Source organism: Pseudomonas sp. GW821-FHT04C07, assembly GCF_059420325.1.
This window is the reverse complement of the sequence record NZ_JBWKTM010000001.1, coordinates 53496-67658: the sequence shown is the minus strand read 5'-3', so window position 1 is coordinate 67658 and position 14163 is coordinate 53496. Positions and strand designations below refer to the sequence as shown.

Genomic DNA, 14163 nt, shown 5'->3' with positions numbered 1-14163 from the left:
CGGAACAACCGTGAATTTTTATGTCGTCTGGTCGGGCGCCATCGCGAGCAAGCTCGCTCCCACAGGGAATTGCGGTCTCAGGAGGTGCGAGGCTTGCCCGCGATTGATCGTGAGACGATCCCTGTTACAGCTCAATACTCATTCCGTCGTAAGCCACCTCGACATTTCGTCGTACAAGTTCGGCACGTTCGGCCGAGTCTTCATCGAGTATCGGGTTGGTGTTGTTGATGTGGATAAGCACTTTGCGCTGCTTGGGCAACCGCTCCAGCACGTCCAGCATGCCGCCGGGGCCGTTCTGTGCCAGATGTCCCATTTCCCGACCGGTTCGGGTGCCGACGCCACGACGCTGCATTTCGTCGTCATCCCACATCGTGCCGTCCACCAGCAGGCAGTCGCTGCCAGCCATGATTTCCAGCAGCGGTGCGTCGACCTTGCCCAGGCCAGGGGCGTAGAACAGCTTGCCGCCGGTGCGCAGGTCTTCGACGATCAGTCCGATGTTGTCGCCGGGGTGCGGGTCGAAGCGATGCGGCGAATAGGGCGGCGCGGCGCTGCGTAGCGGCAGGGGGGTGAAGCGCAGGTTCGGGCAGGCCGGGATGGTGAATGTGCCGTCGAGCCCGATACGATTCCAGCTCAGCCCGCCGTTCCAGTGAGTGAGCATGGTGAACAGCGGGAAGCCGGTGCTCAGGTCTTCATGGACCATGTCGGTGCACCAGACCTGATGCGGGCAGCCTTCGCGCAGGCTGAGCAGGCCGGTGGTGTGATCGATCTGGCTGTCCATCAGGATGATCGCGCTGATCCCGGTATCGCGCAGGGCGCGGCCCGGTTGCATCGGATCGAAACTCTGCAACTGTGCGCGGATGTCCGGCGAGGCGTTGCACAGCACCCAGTTCACGCCATCATCGGAGATCGCGATGGATGATTGAGTACGCGCCTCGGCCCTCAGGCTGCCGTCGCGAAAGCCTGCACAGTTCACGCAGTTGCAGTTCCACTGCGGGAAACCGCCGCCGGCAGCGGAACCCAGAATCCGGACAAACATGACCGCTCCTTCACACAGAAGCTGAACATAAAAACGCCCCGGCTGGCCGAGGCGTTGCACTGCGCTACAAATTAACGGTTTGCGAAGTACATGGTGACTTCAAAGCCGATACGCAGGTCGGTGTAAGCGGGTTTGGACCAGGACATGGTGTTGCTCCTTCAGGTGGGTGGGACAGTTGACACCTACACATAGAGTCCACCTCCAGTGGGAGATTTCAGATGCTCAGGTGGCTATCTTGGCAAGTTCCAGCTGGTGATTAGCCTCCGCTCTTGAAGCAAGCTTATTGCAGCCCGGTAATGATCATTTTGCCACTTGCCAGGAGTCATCCGGGGACGGCCCGTTGGCTAGACACCTCCAGCCGCCTTCGGCCTGATTCAGTCGGTGAGCGGCGTCCAGCACTGTGCGTCGGTCCAGCGTCAAAACAGCCTTGTGCAATGGCTCCAGGTAATCCAGCGGATGGCCGGCCAATCTGCCTTGCCACAGCAGTTCAGCGGCTTGGGCGACGGGCAGGGCGCTGCTGTCCAATTGTGCCGCGAGTGTCTGACGCTGGTGAATGAAAGACGAATCATCAATAGCCAAGATTAGTTCAGGAATCCGCTGAAGGAAGATTTCGATGTGTTCGAGGATGTCGCGCAATGAAGTGCCTGGCGACTGCACGCCGAACACTAGCCCGGTTTGCCCATTGATCTGCCGCACCGCGTTGAAGACCGCATAACCCAGTTGCAACTCCACCCGCAGGCGCTGGTAGAAAGGTGACTGGCAAACCTGCGCGAGTAAACGCCAGGCGGCTTCGTCGGCAATGTCCTGGGTGGGTGTCGGGCAGAACAGCAACAGCGCGTGTTCGCTGGACTCGGTTGGCACCTCACTCCATAGACGCTGTGAGCGAATCGATCGCGCAGGTGATACCTGGTTGTCGGGGATGCCCGGCATTCGGTTCAGTGCGCCACTGATCGCGGTCTGTGTGTGGGCAGGCAAACCTAGTGCCAACCCATCCCAGTGAGCGCTTGACCAGAGTTGTTGCAGTTCGGTCACAGTGACTGCCTGCTGCGCTGGTTGCTGGAAATATCCCTGGCAATGCTCGGGCAGTGCTTTTAGCAACTGCCGAATGGGGATCAGCGGGGGAGTCCTGGTTGGCTCGCCATGTTCTTGCCAGAAGTCGGCGTCGGGTTTTGTCAGACGCTGCAACGCCTGTTCGAGAATCGCCGGCATCGGCCCATGAACGCCGGACAGTTTCAGCAGCCATTCATTGCCCTGCGCGCTGAAGGAAAAATCGACACCGGCCTGACGGGCGTCTTCTCGCAAGTCCGACAGGCTGCTTTCGAGCTTCGGCTGAAGGCTGGCCTGCATCGCAGAGTCCAGGCGCCAGCGCAGGTAAACAGCGGCTTCGCCGGTATTGTCTGGCAGTTGCTGGCTGAAAAGCATGCTCGAATTATCACGCCGCCCGCGCGAGCGATCCTGGGCAAAGGTCCGCAGGCCGCGGTGAGCGCTGGTTTGCCCACGAATCAGCCCGGCCCGGGCGGGTGCAGTGACTTGGCGTAGAAAGGGGTTGGGCGGTGGCAGCTGCCAGGCGCCTGCTGGTTTATCTACAGAGGTTGGCTGCATCTGCTTCAAGAGTGCTTTGAGCGCGGCGACACCTTGTTCACTCAAGCCCGGCTCCCATTGCTCTTTGTCCAGACGGGCCAGCTCCAGTGCGCCGCTGACCTGCTGCCTGCGCTGTTGCAGCAAGGCATATTCCTCGCGCAATTGAGGCCAGTCAGCGTTCTCGTTGAAGAAGCTGAGCCAGTCGAAAAACAGCTCATGAATCAACGGATGTTGTTTCGATCCGCTGGCGGTGAGTGTGAATTCAATGTTCAACAACGCTTGCCCGGCGAACTGGTACAGCGGCGCGGTTTTCAGGGTATCGATCAGTTGGCGACCTTGTAACCCGGCGAGCAACCCGCCGGGTTTTGAGGCGTTTAGCCACGTACACAGAAAGTCCAGCGCCTCGGGTGATGAGTCGGGCAGCTGCTCAAAGGCAAACAGCAGGTTCAGACAGTGCTCGCCAGCCTGTTGATAACGGGTGTCGGCGGTCGCCATCAATGCGGGTGGCGCACTCTGCATCACCTTCTGGCCGGTGGCGAGGGTTGCGCTGAACGCCTCCGCCAGGGCCTTCAACTCGCTAACAGACTGTGGCCCAGCCAGGCTCAGGGTCATTTGACCGGTCTGATAGAAGCGTTGATAAAACTCGCTCAATGCCTGCTGGAAAGCCGGGTGCGGTACCGGCAGGCTATAGCGATTCCCGGCATGAAAGGCCCGCAGCGGATGGGCCGCAGAGAGGCCATTGAACAGGCTGAACTGTTGTTGCGCCGATGCATTCCGAGACCAGGCGATAAACTCGGCGTGCAGCACTTCCCGTTCGCGCAGTTGATCGGCCTGGTGCAGGCGTGGGTGGGCAAGCATGTCGCTCAAACGCTCGACTCCACCTTCAAACGCCTGTGCAGGCAATTCGAAGAAAAAATCCGTGGTGCGCTCGCTGGTACGCGCATTCACTTGTCCGCCGTGACCTTGCACGTAGGCCATCAATCCTTGGTCTGCGGGAAAACGCGCGGTACCAAGAAATAACAGATGTTCGAGGAAGTGCGCGAGCCCGGGCCAGGCGAGCGGCACGTCGTGGCTGCCGGCGGCAACTCGCAACGCGGCTGCGCAGCGCTTCAAATGTGGTGCGTGACGCAGTGAAACCTGCAGCCCGTTGGCCAGTGTTTCAGTGTGATGATGGGGGTGGTTCAGCGCGGGCATGAGCACTTCCAGAACAGAGAAGCACTCATGCTAGCGGATAATGTCCGATCAGCGCTTGTTCAGGTCGCCATAAAGCTCGGGGCGGCGGTCAAGGAAATAGCGATTGGCAGCGCGGGAGTCGAGCATCAACTGACGATCCAGCGTTCCGGCGATCAGCATTTCATCGAGACCGGCCTGGGCGATGCGAGTGCCATCTGGTGCGGCAATGCTGCTTTGGCCGCAGTAGTGGATGTCACCTTCATCGCCGCAGTAATTGGCGTAGGCCACATAACACTGGTTTTCGAAGGCGCGAGCGCGGACGGTGACGTCGGCAATAAAGTCATACGGCACCATATTCGCAGTCGGCACCAGAATCAGCTCGGCACCGGCCAAGGCCAGACGGCGGGCGTTTTCCGGGAACTCCAGGTCATAGCAGATCAAAAAGCCGAGTTTCCAGCCGTTCAATTCCACCAATGGAAATTCATCCGGGCCGGCACTGAACATCGAGTGATCGAGTTCGCCGAACAAGTGCGTCTTGCGGTAGTTGCACAGGCTTTGGCCCTTGGCATCGATCACTTGCACGGCGTTGTAGATCTGACCGTCATCGGCCCGCTCCGGGTAGCCATAGAGAATGGCGATACCCGAAGCCTTGGCGATGCCCGCAATGTGTTGCGCCGAGGCCCCGTCTCGCGCCTCGGCCAGAGCGCCGACCGCCTCGACGCCGATGTTGTAGCCGGTCAGGAACATCTCCGGCAGCACCAGCAAATCAGCGTCCTTGGCTTTCATCGCCAGTTTTTGCAGACGTTGCAGATTACCCGCTACATCCAGCGGTAGCGGCGGGCATTGGTAGAGAGCTACGCGCATATCGGACTCCCGTTACTCGGCCAGTGCGATCGGGCCGATTTCATGGAACACGTCGCCCGGGCCCGGGTTTTGCGCATGAGTTTCGCCACCGAAGTGTTTCATGATGCCCCACACTGCATTCAACGACGTCTGTACCGCGCCTTCAACCCACGCCGGCGTCCATGAAACATCGTCGCCCGCGATAAAGATCCCGCGCTGCTCAACGGGCATGTCTTGCTGCATGAAGTGCGCGTACATACGCTGGTTGTAGCGATAGTGACCCGGCAGTGCACCCTTGAAGGCGCCGAGGAAATGCGGATCGGCTTCCCAGGACACAGTGATCGGATCGCCGATGATGCGCGCCGCGATGTCGACTTTGGGGTAGATCTTCTTCAACGCGTCAAGCGCCAGCTTCACGCGTTTTTCGATCGGTTGCGGAAGCATTTTCAGTGCGTCGCTCATCCACGAGTACGACAGGCAAATAACCCCCGGCTTATCGTCGCCGTTGTCGAACAGGTAGGTGCCACGGGTCAGGCGATCGGTGAGGGTCATGCTCATCAGGTCGCGACCGGTTTGCGGGTCCTTGTCCTTCCAGAATGGCCGGTCGACCATCACGAAGGTTTTCGACGACTGCATGTAGCGCGTGCGGTCCAGTGCCATCCACATTTTCTGTGAGAACAGCGACTCTTCGCACTCGATCTGGGTGGTCAGCAACCAGCTCTGGCAGGTGGTCAGCACCGCAGCATATTCGCGGGTGTCGCCCCAGTTATCGGTGACGCTGAAGCGGCCATCGGCGGCGCGGGCAATGCGTTTCACCCCGGTACGCGGTGCGCCGCTGTGCAGCGAGCTCAGGCTGGTGCCTTCCGGCCAATGAGCACAACGCTCGGGTGCATGGCGCCAGATGCCCAGCGGCACTTGCTCGACACCACCGACCACCAGGTGCTGGTGGTCATCGCAGTTGGTCATGACCACGCGGAAGATTTCCAGCATCGAGTTGGGGAAGTCCGAATCCCAGCCACCGGTGCCGAAGCCCACCTGGCCGAACACTTCGCGGTGATGGAACGACAACCTGGCGAAGGCTTTGGAGGTGGCGACGAAGTCGTAGAACGTGCGGTCATCCCACAGTGGGACCAACGTGTTCCACAACTCTTTGAGACGTGGCACATCGCGGTCGCGGATCGCTTGCTGGATCTCGCCGAAGCGCGAACCTTCCTCCAGTGCATCAGCCCAGGCGTCGGCGACTTCCTGGAACAGCGCCGGCAGGTCGGCGAGTTTTTGTGCGTAGTGGGTCTGGCCTTCGAGGTCGATCACTGTACTGCCCGAGGCGGGCGTCAGTGGGTTGGGGAAGGGTTTGGTTTCCAGGCCGAGTTTGTCGACATAGTGGTAAAACGCGGTGGACGACACCGGGAAGCGCATGCCGCCCAGTTCGGCGATGATTCCTTCAGCGCCTTCAAAGGCCTGAGAGCGCAAACGGCCACCCATTTTCGAGGCTTCATACACCACGGGTTTCAGGCCCAGCTTCATCAGCTCGTAAGCCGCCACCAGCCCGGCGATCCCGGCACCGACGATCGCCACTTCGGCGCCGTGGTTTTGCACCGGAATGCTACCCAGGCCTGCCGGGTGCTCGATCCAGTCATCGAAAGCGAAGGGGAAGTCCGGGCCGAAAATAGTGACCGGTTTTTTACCGTCTGCAGGATGGCGATTATTCTTGTTCATGGCTGACCTTGCTGTCGACTCGGCGTTGAGCGCTGAGTATAGGAAAAGATGACAGCCATTCTAGGGAGCCTGGAGCACGTTAATAAGACGCAATGTGTCGTCAATCTGGATGCTTATTGAGCAATATGACGAGAATGTTGAGCTAAATGAATGTTTGGCTCAATGTGCGCAGGGGATAATCGCCGTCCCCAAAGGCTCGGTTAAACCCTTAAACCGGCTGCCCACGATCAATCTTGCTGCTGAGGATGATCGAGGTCGTGGTTTTCTCTACGCCATCGACGCTGCCGATCTGGTCGAGCAACTGGTCGAGCTGTTCCGGCGAGTCGGTGCGCAGCCACGCCACGTAATCGAACTCACCGCTGACCGCACACAGTTGCTGGACCTGAGCCATGGCGCTGAGCCGTCGCAGCACTTCCTTGCCGGAGCGCGGTTGCACGGTGATCCCGACGTACGCCTGCAACCCGCCATCGACCACCCGCTGACCGAGACGTACGCCGTAGCCGGTAATCACCCGAGCCTTTTCCAACCGCGCCAGGCGTGAGGTTACGGTGGTGCGGGCAATGCCCAGCTGCCGGGCAAGCATGGCGACGCTTTCACGGGCGTTGATCTGCAGCGCCGCGATCAATTGGCGGTCGATCTCGTCGAGAACGGGAGGGCGGGTGTCAGGCAAGGTCTTCTCCGGCAGCATGCATCAGTGGACGAGCATGTTACAGACTCGCACGCACCGATGCTCACAGGAGCGAATCGCTTACTTGCGCTGCAATTGTGCGTAGTTTTGTGGTGTGACCAGTTGCGTAGCGATCCACACATCACCTTGCAGGGCGTCGTGGTTGATCAGCTTCACGGCCGCGTCGAGGGAGCCTGCGCCAATCGCCACCGGGTCGCGGAACACACTGACAGCGAGTTGGCCTTTTTTCAGCGCCTGCAAACCATCAGGCGTACCGTCGATGCCACCCACCAGAATGTCATCGCGCCCGGCCTGACGCAGGGCCATGGCCGCGCCGATGCCCATCTCGTCATTGTTGGCGGCCACGGCATTGATGGTCTGGCCTTTGGTCAGCCATTCGTTCATCAGGTCCATGCCTTTCTCGCGCTGCCAATCGCCGGATTGTTCTTCGACGATGTTGATCTGCGGGTACTTGGCCAGTACCTCCTTGACCCCGCTGGTGCGCTTGCCGGTATCGCTGTGGGCGAGGCGCCCGAGTATCACCGCGAGGTTGCCTTTGCCGCCCATCTTCTCGGCGAGGTATTGCATTTGCATGCGACCGATGGCGTGCTCGTCGGTGCCGACGAAAACTACGCCGGCCGGCAAGGTTTCCACTTCAGGGCGGCTATTCATGTATACCAGCGGGATGCCGGCAGCGATGACTTTCTCGCTGATCTTCCTGGTGGCCGAGGTATCGGCGGGGTTGACGATGATCGCGTCGACCTTCTGGCTGATAAAGCTCTCGACCTGACTCAGCTGGCGCACCACATCGCTGCCGGAATCTTCAATTTGCAACCTGGCACCGCCCGGCACCTGTTTGGCGCGGTCCTGCATGGCCTGCACCAGATAGGAAATGTAATTGTCGTACTGACCCACAGTGACTCCGATGCGTAACTCGGCCTGGGCAGAAACGGACAGCAGCAGTGCGCATACACAGCCGAGAAAACGCATCATGTCGTTTGATCCTTTTTATTGTCGGGTGGTGCAGAAAAGCTGCGCTCAGGAGTTATGGGTCTCACACTATTGAAATAAATATTCCAGATCAATACGGGCTGGAATTTTATGTTTTTAGTGAGGCGCGTGCCTGCGGCTGATCTCGGAACCGTCCATGAGATTTCTTGCAGCAATTGGACTGCGGCAAGTCCCGGTCGGCATGATGTGATTGCTTATGCGTTGCCTGAGTAAACGCTGAATCGCAGAAACGCAAAAGCCGCGCAGTGCGCGGCTTTTTTGTTTGGTGGGCCCAGCAGGACTCGAACCTGCGACCAAGGGATTATGAGTCCCCTGCTCTAACCAACTGAGCTATAGGCCCTGGTAGGCCGCGGATTATAGCGATGGTTTCTCGGCTGTGCTATCCGAAAAATCCGAAACGTTTATATGAAGAAAGCTTGTGGCGAATTCGTCGGCAGGGAGGGGAACGCTGACGATGTAGCCCTGGATCTGTTCGCAGCCCTCGGCGGCGAGGAATTCCTGCTGCGCCAGAGACTCGACACCCTCGGCGATGATGGTGAATTGCATGCTGCGACCCAACGCGATGATGGCGCGGACGATGGCCGCATCATGGGGGTCGTCAGGCAGGCCGCGGACGAAGGATTGGTCAATTTTCAGGAAGTCCAGCGGCAGGCGCTTGAGGTAGCTCAGGGAGGAGTAGCCAGTTCCAAAGTCGTCGATAGCCAGTTGCACGCCCAGTCGTTTGAGTTGATGCAGGACTTCAAGCGCTTCTTCGGCCTGGCTCATGATGAAGCTTTCGGTGATTTCCAGCTGCAGGAAACCGGGTTTAAGGCGGTTATCTTTAAGCAGCTGTTCGATCCGGCTGAGCAGGTTCGGTTGACGCAGTTGAGCGCCGGCCAGGTTGACCGATAGCGGGCCGAAGCCGTCGTAGTCCCTATTCCACGCGAACATCTGCTGACAGGCCTGCTCCAGTACCCAATCGCCAATTTGCAGGATCATGCCGTTTTCTTCGGCCAAAGGGATGAAGTGCTCGGGCGGTACGTCGCCGAAGTTTGGGTGACGCCAGCGAATCAAGGCTTCGGCACCCACTACACGCCGGTCCTTCAGGCTGATTTTTGGCTGGTAATAGAGACATAGCTCATTGCGCTCGATGGCGCGGCGCAGTTCATGTTCCAGCGCTATGCGTTCACTGGCCTGGGCGGTGAGGTCACGAGTGTAGCTTTCAACCCGGTTGCGGCCCTTGGCTTTGGATCGGTACATGGCTGCGTCGGCATTCTTGACCAGTGTGGCGACGTCACAGCCGTCCTTGGGGTAGAGGCTGGTACCAATGCTGGCACTGATGAAAAACTCGTGCTCGCCGGCCTGGAAGGGCGCAGCAAAGCAATTGAGCAGCTTGGTGGCGATGTGTTCAGCGTCACTGGCTTGCTGCAGGCCGGGAAGCAGGATGATGAATTCATCGCCCCCTAGTCGGGCCACGGTGTCAATGTCGCGCAATTGCTCTTTCAAGCGCACGGCAATGCCTTTGAGCAGCAGGTCGCCGACCGGGTGACCAAGGCTGTCATTGATATGCTTGAAACGGTCCAGGTCGAGGAACAGCACGGCGCCCTGGCCGCCGTGCTCTTGCTGGCCGTTCAGCGCCGTCAGCAAGCGACTTTCGAACAAGGTGCGGTTGGGTAGACCGGTCAGCGGGTCATGGTGGGCCTGGTAGTCGAGACGCGCCTGGGCGTGCTTCAAACTGGATATGTCCGCGAACACCGCAACGAAATGGGTGATGAGTCTGTCCCGGTTGCGCACGGCGCTGATGGTCAGCCAGCTTGGATACAGCTCACCATTTTTGCGTCGGTTGGAAATCTCCCCCTGCCAATGACCTTCAGCGGTCAGTTGATGCCACATGGCCGCGTAGAAGGCGCTGTCGTGCAAGCCTGAGGCAAGTAGCCTGGGGGTATGGCCCAGGGCTTCGGTTTCGCTGTAGCCGGTGATTTGCGTGAAGGCCCGGTTGACCGCGCTGATGTGTTGTTGCGTATCGGTGATCAAAACCCCTTCGGCGGTGCTTTCGAACACCGTGGCGGCTTGTTGCAGTTTTTCCTGCATCAGGTGGCGATCGGTGATGTCTCGGGCAATCGTCAGCATGCAGTCCTCGCCGGCAATAGGCAGTGGGCGACTGGAAAGCTCGCATAAACGGATCTGCCCGTCGTTTCGGCGGATGTGGCAGCTGAAGTCGCGTACAAAGCCGTCTCGTTGCAGCATCTCCAGCAACTGTTTGCGTTCGTTCAGGTTCACCCAGATACCCAGTTCCAGTGTGGAACGGTCCAGGGACGTCGCACTATTGAAGCCAGTAATGCGACTGAAACCCTCATTGACTTCAATCAACCGGCCATCGCGCTGGCGGCTCAGCAGCAGGCCGTCGGGCGATGCATGGAAGGCTTTGGCGAATTTCTCTTCGGAGGTTTGCAGTTGTTGCTGGGTTTCTTTGAGTTGACTGATGTCGCGCACCACCACCACCAGTGCGGGGGTAGTGTCGAGTTCGAACGGTTCGGCGGAGATCAAACCGGTGAACACCTGCCCATTGTTACGTCTGAATGGCATCTCCAGATTGCGAAGACTACCGCCCTGCAAACGCTGCAAGAGAACGGGGCCGACGCCCTCTATCCCCCAGATATTCAGGTCGGTGGCGGATTGGCCGATGACTTCCTCGGCACTCAGGCCTATCTGCTCCTCAAAGGCTTCATTGACCTCCAGCAAACAGCCGTCGGACAGCCGTGCGATCACCAGAATGTCCGGACATTGCTGAAATACCGACGCGAACTTCTGCTCGGACAGACGCAAGGCCTCTTCGGTTCTCTTGGTTTCACTGATATCGATCATCAAGCCGCGCAGAACCGGTTCATGGCCATGTTCAATCAGGCTGACGATATCGCGTACCCACAGGCAGCGGCCGTCGGCGGTGATGACGCGGTAGTCGAGGCTGTGATCGCGGCCAAGCAATACCTCATGGTCGCAAAAGGCCTGGGCTCGAGTCAGGTCGGCGGGATGAATGATGTTGCGCCAAAAGCCTGGAATCAGCCATTGATACAGGGGATAGCCGAGCAAGTCTTCGGCATGGGGTGATACATAGCTATAAGTGAAGTCGCTGATACGGGCTTCCCAGGCAATCGCTGAAAGGCTCTCTACCAGCCCGCGGTAATGGTATTCGCTGCTGCGCAGCTCTTGTTCCAGCGCAACCCGGCGGGAGATCTCCGAGCTGAGTCGGTGATTGATGCGGATCACTACCGCCAACACGGTGAACAGCAGAAGGACGCCGGGCAGGCCGTAGAGCAAAAGGTCGGACCAGAAAGTGCGGTGGTCGAGGACGTTCCCCACCCAATGTTCCTGAATGGCGTTGATTTCTGCAGGGCTCATATCCGCCATTACTTTATCGAGGATGCCGATCAGAATCTTATTGCCTTGTGGTACGGCCATCGCCAATTGATAGCGATAAGGCGTTTCGCCGCTGACGTAGAGCCCATCGAGTTTGAGCTGCCGCAGACTCCAGATACTGGAGGCGAGATCGCCCACGACCGCATCCACCTGATCGGTAGCGAGCGCCTCCAACGCTGAACTGACATTTGGCAAAGCGACCAGATTCAGGTCTGGATGGTGTGCGCGCAATAGTTCATGAGGGGCGTAGTTCTCCACCACGGCAATTTTCAGGCCGTACAGATCTTCGATTTTTTGTGGTTGTGCCCCACGTTCGTGAGCAAGAATCACGATCGGAAAGTCCAGATAGGGGCGGGTGAAGGACAGGTAGCGCTGGCGCTCAGGCGTCGACATGATCCCTGGCAAGAGGTCCAGCTTGCCTTGTTTGGCCTGTTCCAGCACCTCGGTCCAGCTGACTGGCTCAATGGGGATGACTTTGATGCCCAGGCGTTCCTTGATCAGCTTGATGTAGTCCGCCGCCAGCCCCTGGTAGCGGCCCTCTTCATCGCGATACTCGAAAGGTGGCCAGGACGCATCGACACCCAGACGCAGTTCCGGGTGGGTCGCAAGCCAGCTACGTTCTTCGTCGGTGAGCGTCAACGCGCCGGCCGTTGAGGTCCAGGCAAGCAGTGACAGCAAAAGCACGGCCAGCATTCTGGGCATAACGGTCTCGTTATGGCTCGGGGGGATTGTTTCGAGTGTAGACGGGCATTTTGGCGGGAGTGAAGTGCGGGGGATTTAATCTGTTGAAAGCAAAACCCCCAGCAGGGCTGGGGGTTTTGTGATCACTCGTCGAGGAAGGAGCGCAAATGCTCGCTTCTCGTCGGGTGGCGCAGCTTGCGCAACGCCTTGGCTTCAATCTGACGAATCCGCTCGCGGGTAACGTCGAACTGTTTACCGACCTCCTCAAGGGTGTGGTCGGTATTCATGTCGATGCCGAAGCGCATGCGCAGAACCTTGGCTTCACGGGCAGTGAGGCCGGACAGTACTTCGCGAGTCGCTTCTTTAAGGCTCTCAACAGTGGCGACATCGATTGGCGACTGCATGGTCGAGTCTTCGATAAAGTCACCCAGGTGGGAGTCTTCGTCATCACCGATCGGGGTTTCCATGGAGATCGGCTCTTTAGCGATCTTCAATACCTTGCGGATTTTGTCCTCAGGCATTTCCATGCGTTCGCCCAGCTCTTCCGGAGTCGGCTCGCGACCCATTTCCTGCAGCATCTGCCGGGAAATACGGTTGAGTTTGTTGATCGTCTCGATCATGTGCACCGGAATACGGATGGTGCGGGCCTGGTCGGCGATCGAGCGAGTGATCGCCTGACGGATCCACCAGGTGGCATAAGTCGAGAACTTGTAGCCGCGACGGTATTCGAACTTGTCCACCGCTTTCATCAAGCCGATGTTGCCTTCCTGGATCAGATCGAGGAATTGCAGGCCACGGTTGGTGTACTTCTTGGCGATGGAGATCACCAGACGCAAGTTCGCTTCAACCATCTCTTTCTTCGCGCGGCGGGCCTTGGCCTCACCGATCGACATGCGACGGTTGATGTCCTTGATCTCGGCAATCTTCAAACCGGTTTCTACCTCGAGCGCAGTCAGCTTCTGCTGGCAACGAACGATATCGGCTTGAAAGCGACCAATGGCTTCAGCGTATTTGCTTTTGCCTTTGGCCAGTGCGTCGGTCCAGCTTTCGTCAACTTCGTTGCCGGGGAACTGGCGCAGGAAGTCGGCACGCGGCATGCGTGCATCACGAACGCAGAGCTGCATGATCGCGCGCTCTTGCTGACGCAGACGATCCAGGGCGCTACGAACACGCTCAACCAGGCCTTCGAATTGCTTCGGAACCAGTTTGATCGGCATGAACAGCTCAGCCAGGAGCAACATTTCGGCGATTGCCAGCTTGTTGTCGCGACCGTGCTTCTTCAGCGCCTTGCGAGTGACTTCCATCTGATCGGACACTGCGCCGAAACGCTGTGCAGCGATGATCGGATCCGGACCGCTTTCGGCTTCTTCTTCGTCATCAGCGCTGGCTTCGGCGTCGTCGTCGTCGGAATCGTCATCCGCTTTCACGGTTTTCGAATCGACAGGCGGCGGAACTTCGGCGGCAGGCGGCGCAATGCCGTCGTCCGGGTCGATATAACCGCTCAGAACGTCGGACAGGCGGCCACCTTCGGTGGTGACGCGAGTGTACTCGGAGAGTATGTGGTCAACCGTGCCAGGGAAGTGCGCGATTGCGCCCATCACTTCACGGATGCCCTCTTCGATACGTTTGGCGATTTCGATTTCGCCTTCCCGTGTGAGGAGCTCAACTGTACCCATTTCACGCATATACATGCGCACGGGGTCAGTGGTGCGGCCAATGTCGGTCTCAACCGCTGCCAACGCTGCGGCCGCTTCTTCAGCGGCTGCCTCGTCGGTATCGGCGTCGGCCAGCATAAGGGCGTCCGCATCCGGAGCACTCTCGTGTACGGGAATCCCCATGTCATTAATCATGCGGATGATGTCTTCCACCTGTTCCGGATCTGAAATATCCTCCGGCAGGTGGTCGTTGACCTCTGCGTAAGTCAGATACTTCTGCTCACGACCCAGGGTGATCAACTCTTTGATACGAGACTGCTGTTGCGCTTTTCCGGACATAACACCCTATCCACTGAAGGTCTTGGCGGGCAAAAAACAAGCCGAGGATTATACCTGAGCTATGA

At 58.7% G+C, this 14163-nt stretch carries 9 protein-coding genes and 1 tRNA gene; all 10 read right to left on the bottom strand.

The window, feature by feature from the left end:
• Positions 1 to 124: 124 nt before the first annotated feature.
• Positions 125 to 1036, bottom strand: coding sequence for a pyrroloquinoline quinone biosynthesis protein PqqB (pqqB, locus tag AC07UI_RS00295; RefSeq protein WP_494990577.1), 912 nt, complete (start codon positions 1034 to 1036; stop codon positions 125 to 127).
• A gap of 71 nt (positions 1037 to 1107) precedes the next feature.
• Entirely contained in the window at positions 1108 to 1182 is a 75-nt protein-coding gene (gene pqqA, locus AC07UI_RS00290; protein ID WP_020295432.1) for a pyrroloquinoline quinone precursor peptide PqqA, read from the bottom strand.
• Positions 1183 to 1336: 154 nt separating this feature from the next.
• Positions 1337 to 3811, bottom strand: coding sequence for a pyrroloquinoline quinone biosynthesis protein PqqF (pqqF, locus tag AC07UI_RS00285; protein WP_494990576.1), 2475 nt, complete (start codon positions 3809 to 3811; stop codon positions 1337 to 1339).
• 48 nt (positions 3812 to 3859) lie between these two features.
• Positions 3860 to 4654: a carbon-nitrogen hydrolase family protein gene (locus tag AC07UI_RS00280; protein WP_494990575.1), complete on the bottom strand. Its 795-nt coding sequence runs from the start codon at positions 4652 to 4654 to the stop codon at positions 3860 to 3862.
• Positions 4655 to 4666: 12 nt separating this feature from the next.
• On the bottom strand, positions 4667 to 6349 hold the full coding sequence (locus AC07UI_RS00275) for a flavin monoamine oxidase family protein (protein ID WP_494990574.1): 1683 nt from the start codon (positions 6347 to 6349) through the stop codon (positions 4667 to 4669).
• Between the two features lie 208 nt (positions 6350 to 6557).
• Complete coding sequence (locus AC07UI_RS00270) at positions 6558 to 7019, bottom strand: Lrp/AsnC family transcriptional regulator (RefSeq protein WP_008067391.1); 462 nt, start codon at positions 7017 to 7019, stop codon at positions 6558 to 6560.
• 78 nt (positions 7020 to 7097) lie between these two features.
• Positions 7098 to 8009, bottom strand: a complete 912-nt coding sequence (locus AC07UI_RS00265; protein WP_494990573.1) for a sugar ABC transporter substrate-binding protein — start codon at positions 8007 to 8009, stop codon at positions 7098 to 7100.
• 281 nt (positions 8010 to 8290) lie between these two features.
• Positions 8291 to 8367 (bottom strand) — tRNA-Ile (locus AC07UI_RS00260).
• Between the two features lie 14 nt (positions 8368 to 8381).
• Entirely contained in the window at positions 8382 to 12125 is a 3744-nt protein-coding gene (locus tag AC07UI_RS00255) for an EAL domain-containing protein (RefSeq protein WP_494990572.1), read from the bottom strand.
• 122 nt (positions 12126 to 12247) lie between these two features.
• Positions 12248 to 14098: an RNA polymerase sigma factor RpoD gene (gene rpoD / locus AC07UI_RS00250; protein ID WP_494990571.1), complete on the bottom strand. Its 1851-nt coding sequence runs from the start codon at positions 14096 to 14098 to the stop codon at positions 12248 to 12250.
• Positions 14099 to 14163: the final 65 nt, after the last annotated feature.